Origin of the sequence: Streptomyces sp. 2-1 (assembly GCF_048564895.1) — a bacterium.
GTDB classification, from domain to species: Bacteria; Actinomycetota; Actinomycetes; order Streptomycetales; family Streptomycetaceae; genus Streptomyces; species Streptomyces phaeochromogenes.
The window spans coordinates 112,951-139,851 of sequence record NZ_CP183383.1 but is presented as its reverse complement, the minus strand read 5'-3'; the positions used below and the strand labels follow the sequence as shown (position 1 = coordinate 139,851).

The following is a 26,901-nucleotide window of genomic DNA, read 5'->3' as shown; positions in this document are numbered from 1 at the left end:
TGGCCAACGCTGAGTAGGAGCGCCGACATGGCGAAAGCTACAGTCCCGAGTGGGGAACGTAACCCCGGGGCCAAGATGACGATCAGGGTCTACGCCGTGAGCCGCGCGGGCCAGATCACCGAGGATCGCGGCACGCTCAGCGTCATGCCCGGCCAGGAGCCGCTGCCGACGATGGGCGTCTTCCCGCCGTGCGACTGCCCGCGCCACCGGGGACAGAGGCTCTCGTTGTGAGCGCGACACAGCGCGAAGTGGACGCCCAGCTCGATGTCGCGGCGATGCGGCAGGACGCCGCCGTGCTGCTCGACGAGGGCGCTCCGCTGATCCGGTACGAGGACCTGAAGGTGTCCGAGCACCGGTACCGCGACAACCTGACGTGGCTCCTGCGGGAAGTCGACGCGGCGATCGCCGGGCGGTCTGAGGACGACGTCCAGGCGAAGGTCGCGCTGGCCGGTATGAGCGAGGCCCTGCGGCGCCTGGAGGAGATCGAGGCGGTCGGCCTCGCCGGAGAGGTACGGCGCGTCCGGCGTCTGGCCCGCTCGGTCCTCTCCCTGTGCGACCACCACGGCACCCTCACTGGCCTGCGGATGTGCGCTGTATGCGACAAGCCCATCACGGCCGATCAGGAGTCGGCGCCGTACGACATGTTCCGCACGTCCAGCGGCGGCCCGACGAGCGACGCGCACGCACGCTGTATGCCCCCGCTCCCGGACTGACGCACGGCACTGTGCCCCGGTTTGAGGGGCCCCATGGCGGCGCATCTGGGTCAGGGCCGCACACAGCCGCCGCCTCACCGCAGGTTCCGGAAGGACTGAAGCGAGGCGGAAACGCCCGACCCGTCGGTGGTCCCGGAGGGACTCCAGCGACGGGTCGGGCTTGCTCAACCCTCGGTGGACGTCCAGTGCAGTCGGCCGAGGATCTCAGCCAAACGATCGGAGGATCCGTGAAGACCAGCACGTTACGGACCGAAGCGGTGCCGGCGCTTTCCCTCATCAGCGAGGAGGAGCTCGCGGCCGTTGTCGCCACTGTGCTCCGCGATCACGACGACCTGGAACGGAGCACCGCCGAGCGCATCGTCGAGGAGGCGCTGAAGTTCGTGGCCGCCTGCGCCGCGTTCCCAGGCGAGCGCTTGCGGCCGTCCCGCGCTGTCGACAAGGGGTGGCACGCCCTCATCCTGCACACGCACACGTACGAGCGCCTGTGTTCCCGCCTCGGCCGGTTCGTGCACCACATGCCGGACCCGCCCGCCCACGCGGCGGCGCCAGCGGAGGCACTGGAGCGGGCACCCGAGGTGATGACCACCGCCGGGTACGAGCCGGACCGCACGCTGTGGCTCCAGCCCTCGGGAGCTGCCGAGTGCTGCGACTACTGCCCCTTCCCGAAGGACAAATAGCGGCACTAGGGCGTACGCCCCCTCTCAACGCCTGCCCCGCTGGTGGTCCCGGAAGGACTCCAGCGGGGCGGGTCTGTAAACCCGCCGCGCCGGACCCGCCCCAAGCAGGCCGAACTCTCGGGCGGCACAACGATCACCACCCATCGAAGGGACAGCTATGAGCATTCCCACTCTTGCCGAAACGCGCCCGTCGCCCGCAGCTGGCATCCTCTCCGTCGAATGCGAGCTCACCGCCCGCTGCCAGCTCCAGTGCTCGCACTGCTGCACGCTCTCCGGTCCGAAGGCCAACACCGGCACCATGACGCACGACGACTGGCTGAAGGCCACCCGCTCCATCGCCGGCCTTGGGATTCCGGCCATCCAGTTCATCGGCGGTGAGCCCACGCTGTACCCGAGGCTCATCGAGTTGATCGAGTACTCCCGCCGGCACAGCCTGGCCGTTGAGGTGTACTCGAACCTCGCGCACATCCGGGGCGCGTTGTGGGAGACCTTGGAGCAGGATGGCGTACGCCTGGCCACCAGCTACTACAGCGACGATCCCGCGCAGCACGATGAGATCACCGGCGTATCCGGCAGCCACGGCCGCACCCGCGCCAACATCGTTGAAGCCGTGCGCAGGGGTATCCCGCTGCGTGCCGGGATCGTGCGCGTCCTCGAAGGGCAGCGGGCCGAGGAGGCCGAGGCCGAGCTGCGGCAGTTGGGCGTTCAGCAGATCCAGGTCGACCGCGCGCGCAAGGTGGGACGCGCCGCGGACCAGGCGGTGAGTATCCCGAGCGTCAGTGAGCTGTGCGGGCACTGCTTCCACCAGCGCGTGGCCATCTCGCCGGACGGCGAGGTGTACGGCTGCATCCTGTCCCGCTTCCTGCCGACCGGAAACGTCAAGTCCGAGCCCTTGGATGCAATCCTGGCCGGGCGCCGCTGGAGGGAAGCACGTACCGCCGTCCCGGTACGGGTCGGGCAGGGCTGCGCGCCGGACGACTCCTCCGACTGTGACCCCTCCAAGACCCCGGCATGCGACCCTGCATACCACCTCGCTCCGCCGCCCGCCCTGGGAGTCTCCGAGTGAACTGGACCGCCCACGCCGCACACCTCGCCGACACGGTCACGCACTCGGGCTCATCATGGGCCGGCCCGGTGGCCAGCATCCCGCGGCACGAGTTCGTGCCGCGGTGGTGGCACCGCGGCACTGCGGGCTGGAGCATCAACGCGGGAGAGGACGACCATCACCGATGGCTCGACACCGCGTACAGCGACCGCTCACTCATCACCAGTGTTGGCCCTCTTCACGCCGACCACGCCGCGCAGAATGACCATCCCGTCGGCCTGCCGACATCGTCGAGCACGCTGCCGAGTCTGCTCGTGCGCATGTTCCAGCACGCTCGCCTCGGTGCCCTCGACGAGCTGCTCGACGTCGGTACCGGCTCCGGCTACGGGACAGCCCTCGTCTGCCGCCGCCTCGGCGACCGCCAGGTCACCAGCATTGATGTCGACCCGTACCTCGTCGACGTCGCCCGCGAGCGCTTGGAGTACATCAAACTGCGCCCCAACCTCGTCACGCGGGACGCCACCGGCGAACTGCCCGGTGCCTACGACCGCATCGTGGCCACCGTCGGGGTCCGGCCGGTGCCCGTCGGCTGGCTCGCCGCGCTCCGGCCCGGCGGCCGACTGGTGACGACGATCGGCGGCACGTCGCTCATCGTTACTGCCGAGAAGCAGGAGGACGGCAGTGCCGTCGGCCGCGTCGAGTGGGACCGCGCTGGATTCATGCGCACCCGGCACGGCGCCGACTATCCGTCGGGTCCGCGGGAGATCCTTGCCGCGGCGCACGAGCAGGACGGCGAGGACGTCTCCACCGGCCCGTATCCGGTCGTCGACGTCGAGCAGGCGTGGGACCTGGCCTCGATGCTCGACATCACAGTGCCCGGGGTTCTGTACGGCTATGCAGAGGATGACGGGCTGCGCACGGCGTGGCTCGCGCACCCGGACGGATCATGGGCCCGCGCCACCGCCGTGGGCACCAACCCGCCTACGGTTCACCAGTCGGGAAGCCGCCGACTGTGGGACACCTTCGACGAGATCCGCGCCTACTGGCTCCAGCACGGCGAGCTGCCTGTGCGCGGAGCTCACGTCCTGATCACGCCGGACGGCAGAACGAGACTCGCTCGCGGTGCGTGGAGGGCAGAGCTATAGGCACGTCACACACTGCGTGGGTCCAGCGCAGCCGCGCTACAGGCCCTGGCGCTTGGAGGTTCAGAAGGTTGCCTGTGTGGTGAGGCCCTTGTTGTGCCCGCGGGGAGAGCCGGAGAGCGACTGCCGTCTCGCGAAGGGTCTGACATCGGGTTTCCGTACCGCCTCTGAGCTGCCCACTATCGGCACTCTCACTGGACACCCCCCCGTTGGGTGAGTGCGAGGAGTTGCTGTACGCCCGATACCGGTCGTGCTGGCTCCGGCCTGTGTGCAGTCGGGCGGGGGCCCGACTGTGACTGTGCTGGTTCCCGGTGCGGCCGCGTGGCGGGCGCCTTCGCCCGGGCGGCCGGAGCGGTGGGCGTGGTTGGGGTGGGGTTCTCGATGGTGAAGCTGCCGAGCAGCGGGTGGGGTGCACGGTCGCGGGCGGCCCGCCCGCCGATCCGCCCGCCCTGGGGCTGCCATCCCAACAGCACCAGGCCCAAAGCGGCCTGCATCGGGGCGCGGCCCCGGATCTTCGGACGGCGGACCGCCCAGATGGCCAGCAGCCAGGCCGCGATCGGCACCGGGCCCATCCATGACCACCAGCTGATGGTCTTGACGAGCAGGAAGCCGCCGCCTACGGCGACCGTGATCTGTGCGGGCGTGTACGGGCCGAGGGGGATCTTCCAGTCGGCGACTTTGCCCAGTACCCAAGGGTGGCGGCGGGCGGAGGTGTAGAACCGTCCCACCCGCCCGGCGGCGGCGTTCACAGCCAGCCCTCCGCACCCGCGGAGTGCTCCCGCATAACCGGATCAACATGGCGCATGATGCCGGGGACGGCGGGTGCGCTCTTGGAGGGGTTGTTGACTTCGTCTTCGAACATGTTGGCCAGTTGGTTGCGGGAGTTGTAGAGGCCGAGTGCGATCACCATCAGGATCAGTGCGCCGATTCCGGCTTTGAGTGAGAACTTTTGGATCATGATCGCGACGACGAGGACGAGCAGCCCGGTCTGCAGGCCCTTGGTCGCCCAGCCCATGAACATGTCGATCCAGCTGTCGCCGAGGTCGTCCAGCTGCCCGGCGAGCATCCAGCTGTTGACGGTGTTCACCGGGCGCCTCCCGCCTGGGCGGTGGTGCCGGACTGAAGCGCGGAGACTTCCCAGCGGCCCGAGCGGGTCGTCAGGGCGAGCTCGTACGCCAGCGGCCACCGCCCGTCGGAGTCCCGGGCCTCCACGTGTGCGAGGACGCGGACCTTCGTGCCGTCGGCCGGCACCTGCTCGGCGGCCGCGGCCTCCTCGACGGCGGACACCTGCTGGACGGTGACCGCCGTGTACGGGGCGGGGGAGACGGCGGTGAGGTGCACGCCGGGGGCGAGGTAGCGGTCCACCTCTCCGGCGCCGGCCAGGTAGGCGGCGAGGAACTCCCCGAGCGCGGACGACAGATCGCCCTCCGGGACACTCACGCCGTACGGCGACGTCGGCACCTCGGCCCGGGCCGGGCCGGCCACCACGCCCGGTGCACCGGTCACGGCGAACGAGGCGCCTGCGCGATCGGCGGCCACCGGCACGGCGTAGTAGCGCACCGATCCGTCGGCGTACTGCGCAGCCACCGTGACCGACCACGCACCGTCGGAGCGCTGCGCACTGCGCACCGCCGTCACCAACCGAGGCTTGGACTGCGCATCCGCGGCCGGGTCGGGCAGTTCGACGCCTGGCGCCATCGACTGCGCAAGCCGCGCCTGCGCACTCGTCGCGTCATCCGCGCTGCTGCGCAACCACGTGCTGACGAACAACTGCGCATAGCCGGACGGGTCGGCGGCCACCGCAGTGGTGCGCACGGCGGTGGGCTTGGCCTCGGTGGCCGCCTCGACCGTGGTCGAGGTGGAGGTGATGGCGACGCCCAGGGCAATCGGGCCTGCCGCGATGACGGTCCAGACGGCCAGACGTGAAAGACGGACGCGGCGCCGCATCGCCTCCAGCCGGGCGCCTGCCGCCATCGGAGCAGCGGCCTCGCTCGTCGAAGCCTGCTTGCCAGGAGACATGGTCAAACTCCCAGGTCAGAAAGGATTTTCTGACCTTGAGAAAACCCGTCGCCCCCGACCCGACCACCGACCACGAGACCCCGACCACGGTCACGATGGGGACACGAAGTCCATGGTCGGGGTCATGGTCGGCCCGACCACGACCCCGACCACGATTCTGCGCGCGATGGCGACCGGTCACCCTGCTTTGGCGCAAGCCGTACTGCCGGCGACCGCTGTGAGGCCTTCATGCCGCGCGGCCATCGGACCCGTACACCGATGCGCAGACGGCGTCCGCCCGGGACGGCGGCGGAGCCTGCGCAGTGCGCCACCCGAACCTGCGCACACGAACATCAGGAACTCCCGGGCGGACTGCGCAGCCGTTCCACACCACCCGACTGCGCACGATCCTCGACTGGTTGCGCAGCCCCGGTTGCGCACCGCCCGCCCGGGGCTGCGCAATCGGGGCTGTGTACGGCGTGCCCGCCGGGCTAACGCCGCGTGGTCGGCCCGACCATGAGCCCGACCACGGCAGCTCGACGGGCATGTTGCCGGATCGTGACCGATGGTCGGGGCTGGTGGCCGTCAGCTTGGTCGGGGTCGGCGAGTGAGCTGACGGCATGGAACACACGCACGCCTTCACGCCCAGGACCACCGGCCGCCCCACTTCGGCGAGTCCGGTGTGCCGCCGTGGCCAGCGCGTGTGTCTGGTGTCGGGGGCACGGCGGTGAGCCGTTTCGGTGCAGGGATCCGCCGGGGCGTGATGGCCGGCGACTCGTTCACCCAGATCGCCAACGCGCTGTTCCGCGACGCCCAGCTGTCCTTCAAAGCGAAGGGACTCTTCGGGTACGTCAGTACGCACAGAAACGGCTGGCAGGTGACGATCGCCGACCTCGTCCGCCTGGGACCGGGCGGACGGGAAGCGGTCCGTACCGCCCTGAAGGAGCTGGAGGCGCACGGCTACCTGATCCGTGAACGCCTGCGCCGCCCGGACGGCACCCTCGGCGAGATCGTCTACTGCATCACCGACCGCCCGGCCACCCTGGACCTCGCGCTGATCGAAGCCGACGTGGTGGTCACGGCCCCCGAGACCGACTCGGCCGACGGGTTTGGTGCGGGGATCCGCCGGGGCGTGATGGCCGGCGACTCATTCACCCAGATCGCCAATGCGTTGTTCCGCGACGCCCAGCTGTCGTTCAAGGCGAAGGGACTGTTCGGACTGCTCTCCACACACCGGGAGGGCTGGCGGATGACCGTCACCGACATCGCCCGCCGCGGCCGCGACGGCGAGTCAGCCGTCAAGAGCGGGCTGAAGGAACTGGAGAAACACGGCTTCCTGGTCCGCGAACGCGAGCGAGACCCAGACGGCACCCTCGGCGCGGCCGCCTACCTCATCACCGATCTGCCCGCCCTGCAAAACACCAGGTCCGGGCCAGAGTCGGGTTTTCCACCAGTGGATGACCCTACGTCGGCTGATCGGTCCACTAAGAACACCATCAGTAAGAAGACCAACAAGCAGCACACCAGATCCCTCCGTCCGTGCGACCGCGCCGAAGCCGCGCCCACGAACGGAAAGACAGACCCCCCGGACGCGGCAGCGTCCTCGACGCCTCCACCCCCGGCAGACGAGATGCATCCGGGGATCCGGCTGCTGCTCGAGATCGGAGCAAGCCGGCCTGAACTGCTGCTGACCGGGAAGCCGCTGACCGATCAGGGGCGCGTGGCGACCGTGATGATGGACGCCGGCTGGAGTGCTGCGCAGCTGCGCCACGTCATCACCGACCGCCCCCTGCCGACCCCGGTACGTACCTCGGTCGGAGCGATCATCGCCGCCCGGCTCCGCGCCGCCCAGGCCTACCCGCCCCCCGCCACCGCAGTGGACCACCACGATGCGCCCCCGTGGGACCAGCCGCTCGCGCTCGTGCCCATCGAGCGGTCATCGACGACGTCCGCCGCCCGCACGGTGCGCGAGGCCCTGACCTACCGCGCCCTCGTCGAATGCGCCGGCTGCGGCGTGCCCGGCACCGCCCCCGGCGAGGACCTGTGCCCGGCCTGCCTGGGCTGGCCGCTGTGCCGCACCTGCCCAGGCCCCACCCCCCGGCGCGCCCGCCCCGACGGCGACGGCCGCTGCACGACGTGCGCCTCCGCCTTCGTCGACCAACCGGAAGGAAGCAGCCCGTGACCGACACACGCCGCACCCCACCGCCGACCACGGCCGTGCACCACCAACGCCCCTTCACCCGCGATGCGGGCCGGTGGGAGAAGGAACGAGCCCGTGCCCTGCGCACCGGTCACGTCCGCGACCACCGATGCTCGCTCGTGTGCGAGCCCGTGCTCGTGCACGAACGCACCCCGTGGGGCTGGCTGGCCTGGACCGTGCCCGGTGACGGCATGCTGCCCGAGGTTCCCCACCAAGTCGGGGTGCTGACCCCGGCCGCGACCCGCGCCCAGCGCCTGGCGCTGCGGTGGCTGACCAGGCGCCCCGCCCAGTACGTCGCCCTGGAGACCGTCCCCGTGTGCTTGCGGTTCTCCGCCGCGGCCGTCGCGTTCGTCAGCTTGCTCGCCGGACTGTTCGCCATGGGCCACGGCGTCCCTGTCGGCGTCGCGCTGCCGGCGATACTGCTTGCCCCGCTGCTCGCCGAGCACCTGCCCGTCCTCCTGGACGCCCGGGCCAGCGAACACGTCCGCAGCATCGAAGGAGACGCTGCCTGCCGATACCTGCAACGCCTCGCCTCCCTGCACACCTACCTGGTCCAGGCAGCCGCCGACAGCGACCGCTACGAACTGCGCCGCTCCGCCGAGGTCGGCCAGAACCTGCTGTGGGACGTGGCCGGCCTCCTCCAGAGCCAGGACACCCGCTCGGCCTCGGCTCAACTGATCGACCGTGAGCGGCTGATGGTCCAACTCGCCGACCAAGTCGCCCAGACCCTGGAGCGCACCCATACCGAAGCCCGCTCCGGCACGGAGAACCAGCCCCGCGGCCACGAGGGCCCGTTGGGCCCGTACCCGCCCGGCTTCGAACCGGCGGCACGGCCAGCACGCCGACGCGAGCCCGGCACTTCACCGCTGAAGGGATACCGCCCCATGACCCACGACCAGCCCGACGACGACGTCCACACCACGGACGTCTATCTGCTCTTCGCACACGAGCCGTACTACCTCGGTGACGGCTCCCAAGAGATCAACACCGTCGTGGTAACCGCCGCGTCCCTGCTCCACCCCCAGGTGCGGCAGCCCGACGGGGCTCAGATCCACAACCGCCTCACCCAGGGACGCAAGCCGGGCGAGATCATCCCGCTGGCCACTCTCACCCACGAACTGGGCGACGGCGCCGACTGGCCGACGGTCGGCGACTGGGAGACCGTCACCACCGACCTCGTGCAACTCGTCCGCGCAGGGGAGTGCGACGCCCTCAGCCTCGGCCTCCCCGAGATCGCGCGCGCCCTCATCATCAGCGGCCCGCACAACCACGTGCGTGCCTTCGACGCCGCGGCCAACCAGTTCATCACCTACGGACCCGAGGAACGCGCCGCCGTCCTGGCCGAGGTCGACATGTTCCTCACCGGCCTCGTAGCCGAGCAGCATCTCTGGCCGGGCGACGGCCTGGTGCCCCCACTCTTCCAGCAGGCGTAAAACCACCGATTCCATGGTGCGGCAACGGCCGTCATCGCGTGGACCAAGTCGACGAGTCGGCCGGACCGTTCAGCGGACCGCCGCTCAAGGCATAGCGGATCGGCCCACAGCACGGCGCCCCAGACCACCGTCCGGGGCGCCTCATTCCTGTCCTCGCAGTGCGGTCAGGGTGCCGAGGAACGGTGAGCGGCCAACTCCTCGATGCGGGAGCGTCTCCAACGCTGCTGTCGCGGGCGCCCGGCACTGCCGCGGCGGTGCTCGACCCCGTCCGGCTCCTTGAGGCCGGGGAGATAGCCGTGCCCCAGCGCGCTGAGGAAACTGTCCGTGTCCTTGTAGCCGAGGATCCGGGCCGCGTCCGCTGCTCCGACCAGGTCCTCGTGTTCCTCGTCGGCGGCTGCCAGGACGCCGCGGCGGCGGGCGACGGCGACGATGGTGGCGCGGCGCCACTTCCTGCTGGGCCGTCCCCGGGCACCCTCCTTCTTCTCCAGGGAGTCGGGCTCGGGCAACTCCGGGACGCGGCCCTGGGAGAGGGCGCTGGAGAAGGAGGCCGCGCTGCCGTAGCCGAGCAGGGCAGCGACCTCGGCCGTACCGAGCAGCTCGTCGGGGTCCCCGTCCGCCGACACCTCGGGCAGCGGGGATGACGTAGCTGATCGGCGCCGGCCCTTGCCTGGTCGGCTGGTAGCCCAGGCGACGATCGTGCCGCGCCGCCAGTGCGGGCCGTCCACGCCGTCGTGGTCCGGCAATGGGAAGTAGTCGGGCCGGTCCCGGAAGTAGGCGTCGATGGTGGCCGTGCTGGCGTACCCGAGCAGCTTGGTCACCTCCCGCTTGCTCAGCAGCTCGCCCTGGTCAGCCTCCAACACCGCAGCCGGCAGAGTGCGCTGCTTCGGGGCGCGCTTGGCGAAGAACGCGGCAACCTGGTCATACCGCCAGAACCGCTTGCGGCCCTCGGTGGGGACCACCCGAGGGAACCCGCTGGTCGGGTCGTTGCTCAACTCGCTGACCCGGGACTTGCTCGTGCCGAACTCCGCCACGATCTGCGCGGTGTCCACGAGCCGGGCGGCCTGCGACATCACAACCCCCTGAGACGGATCGGCAAGGCGATGCCGACACCCGGACCGAGCGCGACAGGTTCGATAATGCCAAATGGGGGCGCACGGAGTCCAGCCCGCAGTTCAGGCGGCTGATGACCAAGGTGCGGGCCCGGGCATCACAAGGCCGTCCACGGGCGAGGCTCGCCGCCAACCAGCGGCACCCACACCGACCCGCTGGGACCGTGCTGCTCGATGTCTTCCAGGACCGCGGCTCCCAGCTGAACCTCGCGGGCGAGGGCCGCGACGAGCGGGTGCTGGGCGACCATCGCCTGCAGATCACCGATCCTGTCTCCCAGCCTGGACCGGGAGGCGCCGGTGAGCACGAAAAGGAGGCGGGGAAAGACCGGATACCACTTGAGCCAGGCCGGGCCGGTGGAGGCTGGCCTGCGGCGGCCGACGGGCTGGACTTCGTACTCATGCAACCTGGCGTACTCGATCAACTTCACGGCCAGACGCTCGCTGCTCATGGTGGTGCGGTCGACCTCGACGAACGCGCGCAGCTTCCGCCGGTGCTCGCCGTCGACGACGGTGTAGTGCATGACGGCGTCGGCGACGAGTCGTTCTCCCTCACCGATGGAGTGGGATACCTCAGGGGCCCAGTCCCACGGGCCGTGCTCGTGCCCGAGACGGCGGGCGTCTGCTGCGAAGGGCAGGTGGGCGCGTACGACGGTGAGCGTGTGCGGTGTCTTCAGCGACGCTGCGGTCCTTGAGGTGATGGGGTACGGCGGTCGCCCCCGAAGGACAGGGAGATCGCGGGTCAGACGCGCACCGTCTGGTGTGAGGTACCAGGCGTGGGTGCGCGAGCGGTGCCAGTCGGGGAGCGGAGTGAGGTCGACGAAGCCCGTGGTGCGCAGCTTGTTCAGTACACGGGAGAGTAGTTGGCGGGAGCCGTCCGGCCGCAGCATCTGGCGTAACTGGTCCGTCGTGGCCATGCGGTGCAGGGCGAGCGCGGTCAGGACCTGCAAGCGCAGCGGCTCAGCGGGGCTGGGAGCCAACTCGGCGGCCGGAACACCTGATGGGGAAGTGGTCATGCAGACCAGGCAACCCTCAGCCCCCGACCCAGCCCCCGACCACGAGGCCCCGACCAAGGTCACGACCCAAGAACGCTTTGGTGGTCGGGGCCACGGCCGGCGTCCACGGCCCCGACCACGAGACTGCGCGACGGCCGGCATCGCTACTGGAAGATTGGCGATGGCCGGTCCGCACCAGCATCTGCTGCTGCGGGGCGTGGTGGCGAGCCACGCCATGCCGGCCATCGTGCGACATCCGGCCCGCAAGGGACCAACTCCCCAAGCCGGCTGTCGCGTTCATGTGGCGGTGGGCGAAAGGGCACTCACCGTCGGGGTCTGCCAGGAGGTTTCTGCTGCGCGGCTTGTTCGAGGATGCGCCGGCGCGTCCACCGTCGGCGCCCGTTCTGGCGCCCGGCATTCTCGGCGATCCCGTCGGGGGTTTCCAGCAGCGGAAGCTTTCCCTGGGACAGACTGGTGGAGAAGGAGCCGACGGTCTTGTACCCCAGAAGGGCGGCCGCCTGCATCGCCCCCAGGAGTTCGTCGGGGTCGCCGTCGACGGGGACGTCGGGCAGTGAGGATCCGCGGTCGACGCTGGCACGCCTGCCGCGCCCGGGCCGCGTGGCCATCCAGTCCAGCAGGGTCTGCACGCGCCACTTCTGCCGACGGTAGGGGTTCTCGTCGGTGCCCATCTCTTCGACGACGTCCGGGTCGGGAAAGTAGCCGGGGTGGTCGCGCATGTAGGTGGTGACCTGGTTGAGGTTCTTGTACCCCAGAAACCTCGAGGCGTCCGCCGCGTTCAGCAACTCCTCCGGGTCGCGGGAGGGCGGCGCGTGTCCCTGGAGCCTTGGCTGCGTGCGGTGGGCGAACCACTCCGTGACCTTTGCGTGGTCCCACAGGCGGGCGCGGCCGCGCATGTCCGCGATCTCGGGGAACGGCACGCCGGCCGCGTTTTTCGCGCGCTCGGTGTAGAGGCCGGAGATCCGCGCGGGTGTCAGGCCCTGTTCGGCCGCGATCTCGGCAGCGTCGGCCAGGCGAGGCTCACGGCGCGAGGTCATGGCAGAACCGTCCGTCCTGTCAAAAGTGCGCCGGCCTGCCCGGCTCACAACACAAATATTGGCAGAAGTTTCGGTTGGGCGTCCAGCCCGCGGCTCCAGGTATTCCCGGACGGCCGCGGCTCACTCCTCAGGAATGAGGCAGACGCCGCGGCGCGCGGCGTCCTCCGCCATCTCCGCGTACGCCATGGCGGCCGGCGTCATCTCCCACTCGGCCAGGGCCAGCAGCAGGATCACCTCGTTGCGGTCCTGCGATGCATCACAGGGCATGCCAGCGGTGTCCGCGGCGAACATCAGCTCTGCGGTGGCCAGCCCGTCAAGGCGCGCCGCCACATTCCGGTGCAGATCCTGCAGCCCCTGCTGGTAGAGCTCGTTCGCCTCGCCCAGGAGCAGCACCAGGTCCTCGCCGTGGCTGGCCGGTGCCGCCGTAGCGAGGTCGAGGAGGCGTTGGGTGGTCGTCGTCATCATGAGAAGTATCCCTCCGGAGGGGGCGGTGTGTTGGTCAGAGACAGCCGTCACACCCGGCAGCGCTGTGCAGGATCTCGGCCGTGCCGGTTCGAGCCCAGGCGCTGCGGCATAGCGCCCAGGCACACCACGGCCGGGCGCGCAACAACACTCAGGCCACTCCCGAGCGGGACTACCAGCTCTTGGATGAGGAGGTCGGCGACGCCTCGCGCGGCCGCGATCCACACGGCAAGCAGGGGGTGTCCAAGCGGACGACAACTTCGGCCGGATCCTCGCCGAGTACGGCGGGGGTCCGGGAGCGCTGGTGGGTGGCCTGCGACCGAATCGTCGCAGCAGGCAGCAGTATTCGTCGAGCGGATAGAGTCCATGCGGGTGGTGTGGGCGTGCAGCCCGACGCTGTGCAGCACCCGGGGGAGGAGGCACATGTCCGGCTTGCCGGGGAGCAGCGATTGTGAGTCGCTGGGGGTACTGACGCGCTGTGGGGTTGAGCCGCTTTCCGAGCGGTCGCCGACCAGCTTGGCCCTGGCGGAGGCTGGCCTGCACAGTCCGTGCATTGACCTACGGCGTGCCCTAGCGGTTGGGCTGATGCACCGCTCCTACCTCTACGAACACCGCACAGAATACGCGGGCGTAACGGGCGGGGTCCTGAGCGCGCTTGAAGTCGTGGGCACTACCTTCGTGTTGCGTGAGATGGCCTCAATCGCCTACCCGTCCTTTGCTTCAGATTTGGCGGGAAAACTTAGCTATCGCGTAATGAAAACGCGTGCGGGGCTGGCTGACTGGGCCGGTAAGCAGGCATGGCTGAGACAATCATGCTTGGTCAGCGCGGGGCTGGCGGATGACCCGATTCTGCCTCCGAAGGTGTCCACGGCCCTTCTTGCCCAGACGGTTGGTGTGCTGCACTTGGCAGGCCAGTCTGATGCTGCCCGATCATTGCTGAACGGATTTACGCGTGGCGTCCTTACCGCCGCCCAGGCTGAGTCCGATTGGAAGTCGATCCTCAACAAGGAGTTGCAAGGATTTGTGCTCAGCCGCAGGGAGACGGCCACAGGCCCCATTCACGCACTGACGCACAATGTGTTCCTCGAGGATTCTGCAGGGCGCCGCGCGGAGGGCCACGGGAGGAGCAAGCGGGCCGCGTCCATCGTCGCTGCACACAACTTCCTTCTCCAGCACTATCCAGCAGCCGTCGAGCGCGCGTACACCGCCACCCCTGTCACCACCGCCAAGCCCACCGCGGACCTGCCCGACAACAGTGCACACCGGCAAGCGGTGGCGCGCCTGCAGATGCTGTTCGGACTTCCAGGACCGGCTCGCCCACTCCTGTGCCAGGCGTTGTTGCACTCCTCCTGGTGCTACGAAAACAGGCGTTGGGTAGCTCGTACGAGACAGCGGGACAACACGACCCTGGCCTTCTTGGGCTCCCAGGTGCTGAATTTCGAAAGCGCACGTACACAAGCCCTCCGCGCGCTCGTCATTCCTCCGAGTGATCTGGCCGTCAAGACGCTGCCCAACGCCTGGGCGGCTGAGGCGTTCGAACAGGCCGAGATTAGCTCTGGCTTGCTACAAGGCGCAGGCCAATCGCAACTCGGTGCAAGCACGGACATTGCCGCCACCGCCTTCCAAGCCGTCATCGGTGCGGTGTACGCCGCACGAAACTTCCCCGACGCATTGGAACTTATTTGGCCTGACGAGTGGGAACAGGCCTGGCGCATTTTGATGGCCGATACCTCCGCTTTGGATCCCACCTCGGCGCTCGAGCGCTGGTGCTCTGCAGCCTCCCTCTCGTTGAGCTTTGACGATGTGGTGATCGGTCCTGACCATGACCGACGCTTCTGGTCAACCGTGATCATCACAAGTGCAGCGTTGGACGCCACATTGCGCCTACAGGCAGATCACCCGGGCACGTCAAGGACGAAAGGGCGGCATGAAGCTGCTGCCCGCGTTCTGCGCGTCTGCGACGCACTGGCGCAGCGCAACCCAACCCAGGCGCTGTCCGAGTCCTCTCAACGGGATATAGAACTGGCCAGGTACCTACTTCAGCACTTGACTCATCTTGCCCAGTCCGGCGACAGCCTCCCTGTGCAGTGGCGTGCCCATCGACTCTTCGGCCTGCACTTGGCCGGCACCCCCGAGGTGCTGGTGGAGTGGGCAGTTGAGGCCGACGAGATCTTGGGCGGTAACAGCAACGGCTTCGACTCCAGCGAACTCGCCAAGACATTCCGCCGGGCTTACGAGGCTTCGGACGCTCCAGCTGCACGCACCCCCGACGAGGAGCTCGCTGATGTCCTGGATCTCATCGACCACGCCGAAGAACCCGCAGCGATCGACTCCGTGCTTCAAGAGCGCCTCACTCTTCTCTGCGCCCTCTATCGAGTCCATGGAAGCGACCAAGAGCCGGTGCCCTGGTCTCAGCTTGCTGCTGACTGGCAGCTCCTCCACCGTAGCCAAATCACAGTTGGTGACACGCGTCTCCACGGCGATGCCATCATCGCTAGCCGCGAACGGGCGATCCTGGATGCCGCAATCGAGGCGGTCCTTCGCGGCAAAACCCAGGTCACCGTCATCCCGCTGGACACTCACCCGTTCACGGTGGAGATCAACGGCGGTATTGAACACACTCACAGCCGGTCCTCGGCGTTGGACCGTTTCTGCACCCTCTGGTCACAGGTCACCCCCACCACCCGTCTAGCAACCACCACGAGAGGGCTGCAGGTCACCATCAGCTATCCCGACCTGTCGGCCGATCCCGGGCCGCTTGCCACCTCAGCGCTGGCCTTGCTGCGTCCGCCCGCCGAACCTCTGGCCCAGTCCATCGCCGATCTGCTCCATGACATCAAGAATCAAGTGAGCGCAGCGCGGTTCGCCGAAGCCATGCTGGCCACGACGCGTACCGGCAGGTTGCGCAACCAGGTGACGGCAAGCGAACACCTTGACCAAGCCCAGGCGGCAGCTAAGCAACTGCGGGTAGCCGCCGCTCTATGGGACGATCAAACTTCCCACGCTCTAGAACTGGGATCTTTCCTGCATGCGTTCACTGGCGCCGTCCTTGCCGACGCTCCGAAGACGGTGTCGATCAACAGTCCGCAGGCCGCGAGAGAAGCACACGTCGACATCAGCGAAGCCGCCCTACGCTCTGTACTCAACAATCTCATCAAGAACGCACTCGAGGCCATGAACAACGTCGGCACTCTCACGATCTCTTGGTCTGCCACCACCGACGAGGCCGACATCTTGGTCTCCGACGATGGACCGGGACTGTCCTCAAGCGTCGCCACGGCCCTCGTCAGTGGTTCGCGCATTCACAGCACCAAACCCAGCGGTAACGGCATAGGCCTCCTCGGTGCCCAGACCCTCCTGCACCGCCGCGGCGGCCAACTGATCCCCACGCCAGCCAATTTCGGCACAACCTGGACCATCAGGCTGCCCCTGACCACGCCCGATCCAACGGAGGCTTCGTGACCGCCTTGCTGTCCGGCGCCCGGATTCTCGTTGCTGACGATCAGCCCGACGCCGCGCGTACCTTCTGCAGAACCCTCAGGGACGCGGGAGCCAAGATCCAGCACGTCGCCGACGGCCAAGCAGCCTGGGACGCAATAGGATCCCAGCCGTTCGACCTTCTCCTCATCGATATGAAAATGCCCCCACAAGAGTGGGGCGGCCTGTGGCTCCTCGAACAACTCGCCAACGCCAGAGCCCGCATTCCGGCGCTCGTCCTTTCAGGAGAAGGCGGTAAAGCGCAGGTCATCAAAGCCATGCGCCTCGGTGCCGCTGACTGGGTTGACAAGGACAGTGCCGCCGAACAACTTCATCCCGCATGCGTCAACCTTCTCACTGAGGTCAACGAGGCAGCCCTCCAGAACGCGGCGGAACAACTCCCGACCCTCCTTGCGTACCGCTTTGCGCGCTACCTGCGGGCCACGACGACTGACACTCAGGTCAGCGAAGGTCTCCACACTATCGAGGCGATCTTGCGATTTGCCTCCTGCATCGGCATGGCCGCTTCCCAGCCCCGCCCAATCCCGGGCCTTTCCATGAGCAAGCTACGCAGGCCCAGCATGGGGACATGGCGCGATCTCGCCTTCGCCCTGGGCCGACAGACCGAAACCAACGCTACAGCCAAGCGGATCATCCAGGCCCTCGCACCCGACACCCCCACTCGCAACGCCGTGGACGCTTTGGTGAAGCTCCGCAACGACATCTTCCACGGCCGCACAGCACCCAAGAACACAGACCGCGACACCATCGACTGTCTGCTACGCCGCTTCGCTCACCGCACCACTACCAACCTCCAATTGGGTCTCGCAGTGGCGACGAGCATGCGCTTCGACGGCAATGCCTACACACTCGATGCGCTGCTTCTGCGTGGCACAGCCACCCCGCAACCTGCCACCCATCACGCCGACCGCCCCGTCGTCGACGGCACTATTTTGCTTCTGGATGGAGCCAGCGCCCCCACAGATCTGACCCCTTTGTTGGCATCGATGGTTACGCCCACGGGGGAAGTGCGCTGTGTGCAGTTCGACGGCGTTCTCGACAGCACCGATTCAAACGGAGATCCCATCGTCAAGTACGCCTCTGGCGACGGAGGAGATGGCGAGCTTCGAAATCTTCCCGTCCCGACTTGGCCTGCCGCCTATCAGTGGACAACATCTTCCTGAGTGGGTGGCAGCGATCACTGCCGGGCAGGTGAGCATCTCGGCGAGGTATGTGATGGAGTCGACGCCCAAGTCCCAGTTGATGATGGTGTCTAGGTCGTCGTCGGCGGTGAGGCCGGGCAGCGAAGGTGTGTACACGGTGCAGGGCATGGCGTCCCGTCACTCCTTCGCGGTCTGGTCGCGCAGGGGGTGGACGGGGACGATGAGGACCAGGGCGTCGGCGAGCCACGGGTCGCAGGTCTCCCAGGGGGTGACCGTTGGAGAGCACGACCACCGGGCCGGGCTCGTGGGTGAGGTGGCAGCACACGCCGCATCCGCAGGCCGGGTTGTAGGGCTCGGGGTGGGCGGTGTACTGGTCGTTGAAGTAGTCGGTGCCGTGCAGGGAGACGGCGGCCAGGATCAGGTCGCCGTCGCCGTCGCCGTCGGCGACGTCGCCGGCCCGGGCCACGCGGGCGTGGACGGGGTCCTGGAGCAGCGGGGCGTGGTCGGCGTCGTCGGGGTAGGCGGTGACTATCGCCTCGAAGAAGTCGACGTGCTCGGGCACGGGCGGTCCTTTCCCGGGGGCCCGTGTCTGGCCGTGAACGGCCGGGCACCGGAGGGTGGTTGGGGGTTTCAGAGCAGGGCGAGCGCTCGCTGAGGGTCCGGGGCCAGGACGGCGTGCTGCTCGGCGAGCAGCCGGGCGCTGCCGCTGGCGCGGACGTCGTCGGTGGGGGGCGGGGCGAGCAGGAGCCTGCGGAGAGCGAAGGCCGCCCCGGCGGTGTGCATCGCCTCGGCGTGGTCCAGGGCCTCGATGACGATCACCGCACGGGCGAGCGCGGCCATCAGGACGGCACTGGCCTTGAGCGTTGCGCCGCTGGTTTCGGTGCCGGGCCGGTAGAGGCTGACCACCGCGCCGCCGGTCGCGGGGATGGAGCTCAGCAGCTGGGCGTGGTCGTGCGGGTGGGCGCGGTCCAGGCCGCGCGGCAGGACGGCGAGCGTCGCCCGTCCGGCCAGGGCGGCGGCCCGGTGGGCGGCCGAGTCGACGCCGTACGCGAGTGTCGCGGTGACGGTGTGCCCGGCCTCGGCGACAGCGGTGGCGAAGGCATCCGCGCGGGTGACGGCCTGCTCGGTGGCGGACCGGTTTCCGGTCACGGCAACGGCGCTGTCGGTCAGTTGAGGCAGCCGGTCGTGGCCACGGGCCCACAGGCCCAGCGGGCAGGAGGAACCCAGGTCGGTCAGGGCGGTGGGCCACACCGCGTCCGAGGGGATGATGAAGTGGCAGGACAGCTGAGCCTGGGCGAGTTCCTCCTGCGGTCGGTACTGCGCCAGGTGCCTGCTGCCGTCGAGGCGGACGCGTCGCTCCCACACCTCGGCCGGCGTGGACCGGTCGAGATCGTCGGCGAGTTGGCCGGGAGTGAAGTGGGCGGCGAGCGCAGCGCGTGCGGCTCGTTCGGGCAGGGCATGTGCGGGCATGGCGGCACCGCCTTTCGGGCAAGGCGCGGCACCGGCAGGCGAACCGGTGCCGCGGGGTGGGCGAGGGGGGGAAGGGAGAGGCGGTCAGCGGCCGACGTGAAGGGGAGCGCCGTCGGCGGCTGCGGGAGAGGCACTGGACGAGGACCAGCCGGAGGTCCTCTCCTCCTCCCACCAGGCGGGCGGGTTGCCCGGTCGCCTGGTGGCCGCACTGGACGCCGTTGGGGGCTGGGGCGTCGGGGGCGGGGTGATGGGAGCGGCGGCGGCCGGACTGGGCAGGCTGGTCTCCGTGTAGGCGATGCGCCTGCGCAGGCTGATGCCGATGTCGTCGGCGCTCAGGTAGATGGAGTCGTCCTTGATCTCGGTGATACGTCCCTTGACCAGGACGTTGACCCCGTTGACGAGGGATTCGGTGGCGTGGCGGGCCAACTCCCGCCACGCGGTGCAGACGTAGCGGATCGAGGTCCCGTCACGCCACTTCCGTGCGGCGGCGTCCCACTGGGTGGGGGTCTCGGTGAGGCGGAACCGGCAGACGGCGAGGCCGGATTCGGTGAAGCGGCATTCGACGTCACCGGTGACGGTGCCGGACACGTGCGCGACGGACGGGGCCATGCGAACACCTCTTATCTAAAATATTAGTGTTAGTTGGGTTGTGGGTCAACCCTCCTGTCGGCGCTTCCTGTTGTGGTGGTGTGCGGTGCGGCGGGCGAGCCGCTTGAGGCGGGGCTTCCACCCGGTCGTCCCGGTCCTCGGCGCCGGTGCCGGCGGCGATGTGAGACTGGTGAACACCGTGGTGTCCTCGACCTCCACCTGTATCGGGACCGTGCTGTCGGCCCGGACCAACTGCTTGTCGGTGGTGTCGAGATGGACGGAGACCCGTACGGCCTCCTTGTCGGAGTCGAGGTAAGCGAACACGAGGATTCCGGCGATCTCGATGCAGGGCAGGCCCTCGTCGTCGGGATCCTCCATCGGGTGGAAGACCGCCGCGCTGTTCGCCTCCGCGCAGGCCTCGTCGTCCGAGAGGCTGAGGCTGCGGGGCGGCACGCAGCGGGAGATGCTGGCGGGGTACAGCGAGTAGCCCTCTGGGTCCTCCTGCGCCCCGTAGTAGAGGTCCACGGCCGTCCGGTCGTCGGCGGGAGGCCGGTACGGAACACCGTCGGTGCCTGCTACGTCGTCCCACGAACTGCGTACTTCCCGTGCCAGCGAGGCCAGGGCGGAGGCTTCGTCGGACCAGAGTGTCACCTCATCGCTGTGCCGGTCCCACTGATCCAGGACCCATGCCCTGCCTGTCACCTGGGAGGTGAGGGTCTGGGAGACGGCGAAGGTGAAGCGGCTCAGCCACCCTTCGAGGATGTCGACGGTGTCCGCGCCGGGCCATTCGCCGGTGTCTGCCTGGAGGCCGTCCATCAGGTCGGCTAGGTCGAGGACGGCCTCGCCTTCGGGCGTGGTCGGGTCCGGTTTGATCAGCATGGCAGTCTCCTTACTGCGGTTAAGGGGGCGGAAGGTCAGGACCCGTTCATGAGGGCGTGCCACAGGTCCATCAGGTGCTGCTGCTCGGGGGTGAGGGTCGCGGTGCGCAGGACGCGTTCACGCAGGACGGGCACGTCGAGGCTGATGCCGGAGGGCAACTCGGGTCGGTCGGGCGGGAACACGAGGCAGTAGTTCCGGGTGTGGATCATCCAGGCCTCGTACCGGTCGGCGGGCCGCCCGCTGCGGGCGGCGTGCCCTTCGCCGGGGGAGCGGGACGGGCAGGGGCAGGACGGATCGGTGCAGGGCCGCCCGGCGGGATGCTTGGCCAGGACGGGGCTGCGGCGGTAGTGCGTGGCGGTGCCGTTGAGCATGGGGCAGTGCGCGGCGGTGTACGGCAGGCACTCGGGGTGCAGTGCCGGTTCCGGGGAACAGCCCTTGATGACGTCGGCCGGGCGGACGATCAGGAAGCACCGCTCGTCCAGCCGCTCCCCGCAGATCTGGCACAGGCACCGCAGGAAGGCGATCCGGGCCCGTCTCGGGTCGAGGCTGCCGAAGGCTGCGTGGCCGCCGTGGATCAGGGACACCCACGGCACCACGAGTCCGCCGGACAGCGGCTGGCGCGCACAGCGTTGGGGTATCGAGTGCATCTGTCGCTTCCTTCGGATCGCGGGATTGGACTGGCGGCTGGGCGCGCTGACAGCTGGTGCTGCTGCCGGGTATCAGCTGCTGGCCGCTGGGGGAGGGTCGGCAGGGCCGGTCAGCAGCGGTTCCCAGGGGGCGTACCGGCAGTCGGTTGCGGCATGCAGCCGCAGGTGTAGCCAGCTCCGGCCGTGTCCGGCCCGGATGAGGGCCTCGGCGCCGATGGCCGCGGCCCGGGGGTACGCCGTGCCGTCGTCGGGATCGACGACCGCGACGATCAGGCCCGGGCGGCGGGGCATGTGGCGGAGCGTGAAGTCGGTGTAGCTGCGGTCGTCCAGGAGCACGAGCGGAGCAGCGAGGTACTCCTCGGCGCTGAACAGGGGTGACGGCAGGTGCCGGAGGGGGACCGGGCAGGGCAGCAGGCCGATCGGGTCGGCGTCGAGACTGTCGCTGATGACCAGCACCTGCTGGCGCGCCCTCTCCTCGGGGGCCTGTACGGAGGCGGACATGGTGGGTGACACGTCACTTTCGTGAGACGGGACGGGACAGCCGCGCGAGGCCGTCCCGCCCCGTGTGGATCGGGTCAGCCGAGCGGGTAGAGCACCAGGCGGGGACGGCGCTGTCGGGGATACCGTCGGCGAACAGCTCGCGCAGCTTCTCGTCCTGCTCCAGTTCCTCCGGCAGCGGGTAGACCTCGCCGACAAGGTCGTAGGTCGGCGCGTAGCAGGAGCGGCTGTAGGTGGCGAACGGCGAGTAGGCGTTGCCCTCGACGTCGCGGGGGAGTACGACCAGCGTCGCGTCTGGGAGACCGCGCCAGTCGCTTCGAACCAGCTGGCGCAGCACGGCCAGCGTCAGGGGGCGGTCGAGGGCGTCGGCGTCCGGGTCGGACGATGTCGCCTGCTGATGGTCGGTCATGACGGCCTTTCAGGTGCGGGATGGAGACGGGAGGAGGCCCGGCCTGCGTCGCGCCGGGCAGCGCGACGCAGGCTCGGGGGTCAGTCCTTGACCAGGTCCAGGCAGGAGACCGGGATACCGCTGCCGGGCAGCCGGAAGCGCTGGGTGTCCTCGGGGATGCGGTACCTGGGCCTGCCCGGCTCGCCGTTGCGCGGGTCGGTGCGCAGCCGCCGGGTGGACTCCTCGTCGAGGATGAATCCCGCGCGGCTGCCGGTGCGGTTGCGCTCCTGGACCGTGCCGGTCAGACCGCGCAGCAGCGCCGGACGCAGCGAGTCGTTGAGGCGGGCCCGGCGACCGGGCAGGATGCCCGCATACGCGGCCTTGTCGAGCGCGCCGAGCCGCTTCGCGGCGGCCTCCTGGACCTGAGCGACGGCTGCCGCGTCGGGCAACTGCCGGATGAAGCCCCGGACTTCGTCGATGGTGATGGACATGCTGGTTCCCCTCTCTGCGTAGAGGGGGAAACCGGCCGGGCACCGGATGTGCCCGGCCGGAGCTTGGCGGCGAGGTGGGGAGCGGCGGTCAGGCCTGGGCGTCGGGCCGGTGGCTGGCGACGGCCTGCTGCTCGACCTCGGAAAGCTGGTAGCTGCCGTCGTCGGCCCTGCCGAGTGATTCCACAAGCAGCAGGTAGGCGGCCTGGAGCCGGTCCGGGGTCTGCCACAGGTAGACGTGGTCCATCCGGGCCGTGTCGAACTTCTTTGGCTCGCGGAGGTCGTCCTCGAAGGCGGCGGCGACCTGGGCGAACACCACGTTGGCCAGGCGGTTCTTGGGGAAGCCGGCGGCGGTCTCGGAGGCCGGGTCCTTCTCGGGGTCCTTGGCACCGAGCAGCAGCGCCATGGTCTGCGTGCGCTGCTTGTCGGCCCACTTGCCGTAGAAGCGGGGCAGTTCCAGCATGATCCGCTGGGCGAACTGCCGCGCCTCGTCGGGCAGAGTCTTGCCGCGCACCAGCCGCCTGACGAACTCCTGCCTCGGCCCGGCAGCCGCCTTCCAGGCCCGGTTGCACGCCACGGTCCGCGCGCGCTCCTCGGCCTTCTGCTCGTCCTCTGCCGTCTTCGGCTGCTTCGGCTTCGGACGGACCTTGTGGCCGTACACCGCCGGGTCGGCGCAGTGCCACACCGGCTGGTGCTCCTCGTCGAGCCGGGCGCTGTGGCCGGGGCAGTTCTTGTGGTTGGCCTCGGCGAGCGGGTTGCCCAGGCCTGAGGTCAGCTCCGTCAGGGGACGGGACGGGTCCTTCTCGTAGGACGGCACCCGTTCCAGCAGCGGGATGCTCGCCTCCTCCAACTCCGCCTCGGCCTTGGCGCGGACGTCGGCGTCGGCCTGCTCGGAGCGCAGCAGGGCCATTTCCTGGTCCCAGTGGCCGCGCCCGCCGTTGCCCTCGTCCTGGTCGCGCTGGAGCGCCCGCATGAGCCGGTTCTCCGCGCCGCGTACATTCTCGACCTCGGCGAGCTGGGCGGTCTGCTCCAGGTCCATGCCTCCTGCCGACGCCCGGCGCAGGGTGGCGTCGTTGAGTCTCTGCGCCGCCTTGGCCTGCTTGGCGGCGTTGCGGCCGACACCGAGGGCCCTGGTGGCCTTACGCCGTTCGACGTCGCTCATGTCGATCAGGGCGAGTTCCTGTGACCGCAGGGTGTCGCGCTCGCTCATTCCCTCGCGGTGGCTGTTCTCGACGAGGGACAGGAACCGTGTCCAGCCGTCGCGGCCGACCAGGTCTTCCCGCACGTACGCCTTGACCCTGCGTACCGGGCGTCCGTCCTCCTCGGCGGTGGCGTTGGCGATCTGCGCTGCCTGCGTGCGCCGCCAACCCTTGAAAGAGCCAAAGGTGCCGTCGGGTCGGGGCCGGACGCTGATGGGGTCCTCGACGCCGATCTCTTTGACGGAGGCGATCAGTTCCCCGTCTGGCTCGGTGTCGTGCTCGCGGGCGTTCTGCTCGTCGCGCACCACCTTCGCCGGGTCGAGGTAGATGAACGGCGCTACGTCCTCCTCGTGCGCGTCGGGGTTGTCGGTCGGGGCCGAGACAGCGGTGGCCATGGGGCTCTCCTTACTCCTTGCCTCATCGGCGAGTTGGGGCGGCTGAGGTTGTTGCCCTCTTACCATGAATCTAATATTAGTGTCTTTTGGGTGGAGGGGTAGATTTCATCTGACCTGCGGAAACGTGGACTTGGTGAGGGACCTGCGGCGTTCCGGGCGGCGAGCCCGGCCTCAGCTCAGGTCGTGCACGAAGAGTCAACGCGGGCCGGACAAGGTCGTGGCTCCCGGGTTCCTCACGTGTTCACGCAAGGCGCTGTCCCGCTGAGTGAGGTGAACCCGCCCCTGAACTGCGGGTTCACGGTTGGTCGTCGTCGAGCTGAACGTGGACTCCGTCCCCCGTGACGGTCACTCTCCGGTTCGGGCGGTTCAGGAGTTGTGCGTAGGCCTCCAAGTCCGCGTCGTAGCGCTCGACTTCGCGCTCGGGCGCCTCGAAGCGGGCTCCGGTCCGGATCGCTCCCCAGGGCTCCAGCAGCCGAGCCACCTTGGCCGTACCCGGCGCCGGGTACGGGTAGATGTGGAATCCCGCCGTCTGCGCGTAGTCGACGTCGTCCAGGCCGTAGGGCATGTGTCCGGCGGTGGCCAACTCGACGGCCAGAGCCCGGAATCGCTCGTCCTCGATCAGGTCTGCCGACATTCCAGCCAGGTCCATGGACGCGACTGCGACGCTCCGGGCGGTGTCCTCCTCGCCGTTCGCGCTGTCGGCGATCTGCTGGGCCCATTCCTGGTCGTCGTACGTGCGCACGCAGGCGCCGGTGAACTCGTCGACCAGGTCCCACCCTTCGCCCCCGGCGGCGGGGGCGATCCGAAACCGCGTGCCGCTCTGCTCGGCCGGGGGCTCGGCGAAGAACACGTAGCCGCTGCCGTGCGGCTCCGTCGTCGCCAGTTGGGCCCGGCGCAGGGCGTCGGCCAGGAACGGTGCCACGGCGCGGGAGGGGCCGTCGAGCGTGTGCCACCAGGCGACGGCGCACCGGGCGGTCAGTCCCAGCGGGCGGCGCATTGTCTGATCGGCTATCGCCACCCCGCCCTGGGGGTGGTCGAGGAATCCGGCCAGGGCGGCGTCGGCGCGCTGGAGCGTGGCCAACTGTGGGGCGGTGTGCTCGCGCAGCTGGGCCAGCGCGTCGGTGTGTGCGGGCAGCAGCCGCCGCCGGATGTGGTCGGCCGTATGCCGGGCGGCGGCCCTGGCCTGGGTCTCGCTGGGATGCGGGCGGGGCTGGGCCGTGACCGTGATCGGCTTGACCTCGATGCCGTGCGCGGCGGCCTGCTCGGGCAGAACCGCGGTGACGGTGATCCGGGTCCGGGGGCGGTTGGGGACAAGCTCCAGAGTGCGGCCGTCGGCGTAGACGATCCGCACCCGGCCCAAGTCGCCGTCCTTCTCGGCGTTGTCGGCGCCGAGCTGCTTGGCAACCGCGCGTGCGAGGGACTCAAGACCGGCAGGAGCGGACAGTTCCATGGGAGATCTCTCCTTCAAGAGGGAAGGTGGGCGGCTCGTGGTTGTGTGCCCCTATGGCGCGGTGGGCTTGGTGCCGCGGCGGGGTGTCGTGGGGCTCGGTGCCGGCGCAGGCGTCCCCGGCGGTGAAACCGGTGCCGCACCATGGCTCTCGCGTTTGGCCTGGAGCCGCGTCGCACGTCTTGCCCTGGTCGTCGAAGTCCTCGGGGCGCCACGGCCGCAGCGGGCCGGTCATGCGGGGAGATCCCGGATGCGGGCCACGACCGCGCGAGCGGACAGGACCGGAGTCCGGTGCATCGGCTCGGTGCACTGGGCCTGCCAGATACTTGCGGGGCGGGACGGGGTGATCTGGTTGCTGGTGGCCGGGCTGATGCTCCACTCACGGCCGTGCGCGTCGGTGGCGGTGTAGGTCAAGAAATCGGGCCTGTCCTGACGGCCGTTGTCTTTCCAGGAAAGGTCGGCAGCCGTGAGGGCGCGGTCCAACTGGTCGCAGCGCTCGCAGGTGATGTGAGCGAAGGTTGCCACGGTGCGCTCCTTGTGATGAGGCGGGTTGGGAGTCGGTCAGGGGTGCCCGGGCGGCTGGGCTTGCGGGAGCGGTACCGGAAGCGCGCGGCCCATGGGCACATCGGGACCGGCGGCGGGGAGCGAGTCGGTGCGCACTGGCGCGGGTCGCGTGTCCGGCCGCCGGGCGGTCATGTAGGTGCGTGCCCGCGAGGGGATTTGAACCCCTGACCACCCGCAAGTGGGGCCGCTCTACCGCTGAGCTACGCAGGCTTGGGGCCGCGGTGCGGCGGCCGGGTGATGGTGGGTCAGCGTCCGGCGATCGCCCGAAGCCGCTTCAAGGCGGTGGGCGCGTCGACGTACCAGAACGTCTCGTTGGGCTTCAGGCCGAGGGCCTTTGCGGCAACGTCACCGATCAGACGCCGCTCGCCGTCCCGCTCCGCGTAGACGTCGGCGAGCGTGTCGTACTCGTCGCCGTTGTCGTAGACGCCGGTGACCTCTGCCTGTTCGTCTTCGGTCAGGGACACGAGCGTCCAGCCAGTGAGGTGCGCCGTCCATCCGGCTGCGCACAGCCGTGAGCCGCACGCCGGAGCTTTCTCAGGAGCCAGGCTGACCGTGCCGTTCAGCCATGCCCAGTGGTCCATGTTGAAGATGTCGGGCTGGGTCTCGATCGCGTCCAGGACGGCGGACGCCACCTCGGCGGGTGTCTCGGGGCGCGGGGTGACCTCGGTGTCGGTCATCACAACTCCAATCGTGTCCAACAGCGGCGGAGTAGTGCTGGTGGGACTTGAACCCACGACCTCGACGGCTTATAAGACCGGCGCTCTGCCAGCTGAGCTACAGCACCTCGGTGTTCGGTTGTGCGGGCCGCGCCCCGTCGGCCCGAGCGGGGCGCGGCCCTGATGGGCGGCCTGGCCCCAGACGTTGGCCCGACC

28 protein-coding genes and 2 tRNA genes are annotated in these 26,901 nt (G+C 69.3%); 10 read left to right on the top strand and 20 right to left on the bottom strand.

The window, feature by feature from the left end; all coding sequences use genetic code 11:
• Positions 1–27 precede the first annotated feature (27 nt).
• The 5 genes from ACN20J_RS00645 (at position 28) to ACN20J_RS00625 (ending at position 3,580) form a co-directional block, all read left to right on the top strand.
• The gene (locus ACN20J_RS00645; RefSeq protein WP_419664806.1) at positions 28–231 is read left to right on the top strand and encodes a hypothetical protein; all 204 of its coding nucleotides are present in this window, start codon (positions 28–30) and stop codon (positions 229–231) included.
• Positions 228–713, top strand: a complete 486-nt coding sequence (locus ACN20J_RS00640; protein ID WP_419664805.1) for a DUF6415 family natural product biosynthesis protein — start codon at positions 228–230, stop codon at positions 711–713. Before ACN20J_RS00645 ends, ACN20J_RS00640 begins: the two co-directional genes overlap by 4 nt.
• A 227-nt stretch (positions 714–940) precedes the next feature.
• Positions 941–1,390, top strand: coding sequence for a hypothetical protein (locus ACN20J_RS00635; protein ID WP_419664804.1), 450 nt, complete (start codon positions 941–943; stop codon positions 1,388–1,390).
• Positions 1,391–1,547: 157 nt separating this feature from the next.
• Complete coding sequence (locus ACN20J_RS00630) at positions 1,548–2,456, top strand: radical SAM protein (protein WP_419664803.1); 909 nt, start codon at positions 1,548–1,550, stop codon at positions 2,454–2,456.
• Positions 2,453–3,580: a methyltransferase domain-containing protein gene (locus ACN20J_RS00625; RefSeq protein ID WP_419664802.1), complete on the top strand. Its 1,128-nt coding sequence runs from the start codon at positions 2,453–2,455 to the stop codon at positions 3,578–3,580. The genes ACN20J_RS00630 and ACN20J_RS00625 overlap by 4 nt, the downstream gene beginning before the upstream one ends.
• Positions 3,581–3,768: 188 nt before the next feature.
• On the opposite strand, the gene ACN20J_RS00620 is transcribed toward ACN20J_RS00625, so the two are convergent.
• The 3 genes from ACN20J_RS00620 to ACN20J_RS00610 are packed head-to-tail and all read right to left on the bottom strand — an operon-like array spanning position 3,769 to position 5,596.
• Positions 3,769–4,326 (bottom strand): hypothetical protein, encoded by a 558-nt coding sequence (locus ACN20J_RS00620; protein ID WP_419664801.1) that lies wholly within the window; start codon positions 4,324–4,326, stop codon positions 3,769–3,771.
• Positions 4,323–4,664 carry a hypothetical protein gene (locus tag ACN20J_RS00615; protein WP_419664800.1) on the bottom strand — a complete coding sequence of 114 codons (342 nt, stop codon included), beginning with the start codon at positions 4,662–4,664 and terminating at the stop codon, positions 4,323–4,325. The genes ACN20J_RS00620 and ACN20J_RS00615 overlap by 4 nt, the downstream gene beginning before the upstream one ends.
• Entirely contained in the window at positions 4,661–5,596 is a 936-nt protein-coding gene (locus ACN20J_RS00610; RefSeq protein WP_419664799.1) for a conjugal transfer protein, read from the bottom strand. Before ACN20J_RS00610 ends, ACN20J_RS00615 begins: the two co-directional genes overlap by 4 nt.
• Positions 5,597–6,302: 706 nt before the next feature.
• Between ACN20J_RS00610 and ACN20J_RS00605 the strand changes: the two genes are divergently transcribed.
• Positions 6,303–7,757, top strand: a complete 1,455-nt coding sequence (locus ACN20J_RS00605) for a hypothetical protein (RefSeq protein WP_419664798.1) — start codon at positions 6,303–6,305, stop codon at positions 7,755–7,757.
• Entirely contained in the window at positions 7,754–9,208 is a 1,455-nt protein-coding gene (locus ACN20J_RS00600; RefSeq protein ID WP_419664797.1) for a hypothetical protein, read from the top strand. Before ACN20J_RS00605 ends, ACN20J_RS00600 begins: the two co-directional genes overlap by 4 nt.
• 164 nt (positions 9,209–9,372) lie before the next feature.
• Here ACN20J_RS00600 and ACN20J_RS00595 read toward each other — a convergent pair whose 3' ends face one another.
• The 4 genes from ACN20J_RS00595 to ACN20J_RS00580 all read right to left on the bottom strand — a co-directional run bounded on the left by ACN20J_RS00595 (position 9,373) and on the right by ACN20J_RS00580 (position 12,829).
• Positions 9,373–10,278: a hypothetical protein gene (locus ACN20J_RS00595; protein WP_419664796.1), complete on the bottom strand. Its 906-nt coding sequence runs from the start codon at positions 10,276–10,278 to the stop codon at positions 9,373–9,375.
• 137 nt (positions 10,279–10,415) lie between these two features.
• Positions 10,416–11,330: a replication-relaxation family protein gene (locus ACN20J_RS00590; RefSeq protein ID WP_419664795.1), complete on the bottom strand. Its 915-nt coding sequence runs from the start codon at positions 11,328–11,330 to the stop codon at positions 10,416–10,418.
• A gap of 302 nt (positions 11,331–11,632) precedes the next feature.
• Complete coding sequence (locus ACN20J_RS00585) at positions 11,633–12,364, bottom strand: hypothetical protein (RefSeq protein WP_419664794.1); 732 nt, start codon at positions 12,362–12,364, stop codon at positions 11,633–11,635.
• Between the two features lie 120 nt (positions 12,365–12,484).
• Positions 12,485–12,829 carry a hypothetical protein gene (locus tag ACN20J_RS00580; RefSeq protein WP_419664793.1) on the bottom strand — a complete coding sequence of 115 codons (345 nt, stop codon included), beginning with the start codon at positions 12,827–12,829 and terminating at the stop codon, positions 12,485–12,487.
• A gap of 582 nt (positions 12,830–13,411) precedes the next feature.
• On the opposite strand from ACN20J_RS00580, the gene ACN20J_RS00575 reads away from it, so the two are divergent.
• The 3 genes from ACN20J_RS00575 to ACN20J_RS00565 are packed head-to-tail and all read left to right on the top strand — an operon-like array spanning position 13,412 to position 18,121.
• Positions 13,412–16,288, top strand: a complete 2,877-nt coding sequence (locus ACN20J_RS00575) for an ATP-binding protein (protein ID WP_419664792.1) — start codon at positions 13,412–13,414, stop codon at positions 16,286–16,288.
• Complete coding sequence (locus tag ACN20J_RS00570) at positions 16,285–17,487, top strand: response regulator (RefSeq protein ID WP_419664791.1); 1,203 nt, start codon at positions 16,285–16,287, stop codon at positions 17,485–17,487. Before ACN20J_RS00575 ends, ACN20J_RS00570 begins: the two co-directional genes overlap by 4 nt.
• 4 nt (positions 17,488–17,491) lie before the next feature.
• Positions 17,492–18,121: a hypothetical protein gene (locus ACN20J_RS00565; protein ID WP_419664790.1), complete on the top strand. Its 630-nt coding sequence runs from the start codon at positions 17,492–17,494 to the stop codon at positions 18,119–18,121.
• On the opposite strand, the gene ACN20J_RS00560 is transcribed toward ACN20J_RS00565, so the two are convergent.
• The 13 genes from ACN20J_RS00560 to ACN20J_RS00500 form a co-directional block, all read right to left on the bottom strand.
• Entirely contained in the window at positions 18,097–18,936 is an 840-nt protein-coding gene (locus ACN20J_RS00560; RefSeq protein WP_419664789.1) for a DNA-processing protein DprA, read from the bottom strand. The two genes, ACN20J_RS00565 and ACN20J_RS00560, sit on opposite strands and share 25 nt — an antisense overlap.
• 84 nt (positions 18,937–19,020) lie before the next feature.
• The gene (locus ACN20J_RS00555; RefSeq protein WP_419664788.1) at positions 19,021–19,545 is read right to left on the bottom strand and encodes a single-stranded DNA-binding protein; all 525 of its coding nucleotides are present in this window, start codon (positions 19,543–19,545) and stop codon (positions 19,021–19,023) included.
• Between the two features lie 45 nt (positions 19,546–19,590).
• Positions 19,591–20,403: a hypothetical protein gene (locus ACN20J_RS00550; protein ID WP_419664787.1), complete on the bottom strand. Its 813-nt coding sequence runs from the start codon at positions 20,401–20,403 to the stop codon at positions 19,591–19,593.
• Between the two features lie 35 nt (positions 20,404–20,438).
• Positions 20,439–21,050, bottom strand: a complete 612-nt coding sequence (locus tag ACN20J_RS00545; protein WP_419664786.1) for a cell envelope biogenesis protein OmpA — start codon at positions 21,048–21,050, stop codon at positions 20,439–20,441.
• 72 nt (positions 21,051–21,122) lie between these two features.
• Positions 21,123–21,563, bottom strand: a complete 441-nt coding sequence (locus tag ACN20J_RS00540; protein ID WP_419664785.1) for a hypothetical protein — start codon at positions 21,561–21,563, stop codon at positions 21,123–21,125.
• 1 nt (position 21,564) lies between these two features.
• Positions 21,565–21,957 carry a hypothetical protein gene (locus ACN20J_RS00535; protein ID WP_419664784.1) on the bottom strand — a complete coding sequence of 131 codons (393 nt, stop codon included), beginning with the start codon at positions 21,955–21,957 and terminating at the stop codon, positions 21,565–21,567.
• A gap of 80 nt (positions 21,958–22,037) precedes the next feature.
• Positions 22,038–22,427: a hypothetical protein gene (locus tag ACN20J_RS00530; RefSeq protein ID WP_419664783.1), complete on the bottom strand. Its 390-nt coding sequence runs from the start codon at positions 22,425–22,427 to the stop codon at positions 22,038–22,040.
• Between the two features lie 88 nt (positions 22,428–22,515).
• Positions 22,516–24,018, bottom strand: a complete 1,503-nt coding sequence (locus ACN20J_RS00525) for a ParB/RepB/Spo0J family partition protein (protein ID WP_419664782.1) — start codon at positions 24,016–24,018, stop codon at positions 22,516–22,518.
• A gap of 295 nt (positions 24,019–24,313) precedes the next feature.
• Positions 24,314–25,468, bottom strand: a complete 1,155-nt coding sequence (locus ACN20J_RS00520; RefSeq protein ID WP_419664781.1) for a hypothetical protein — start codon at positions 25,466–25,468, stop codon at positions 24,314–24,316.
• Positions 25,469–25,696: 228 nt separating this feature from the next.
• On the bottom strand, positions 25,697–25,990 hold the full coding sequence (locus tag ACN20J_RS00515) for a hypothetical protein (protein WP_419664780.1): 294 nt from the start codon (positions 25,988–25,990) through the stop codon (positions 25,697–25,699).
• A 180-nt stretch (positions 25,991–26,170) separates the two neighbouring features.
• Positions 26,171–26,239, bottom strand: a tRNA-OTHER gene (locus ACN20J_RS00510).
• Between the two features lie 35 nt (positions 26,240–26,274).
• The gene (locus ACN20J_RS00505; protein ID WP_419664779.1) at positions 26,275–26,706 is read right to left on the bottom strand and encodes a hypothetical protein; all 432 of its coding nucleotides are present in this window, start codon (positions 26,704–26,706) and stop codon (positions 26,275–26,277) included.
• Between the two features lie 32 nt (positions 26,707–26,738).
• Positions 26,739–26,813 (bottom strand) — tRNA-Ile (locus ACN20J_RS00500).
• Between the last annotated feature and the right edge of the window lie 88 nt (positions 26,814–26,901).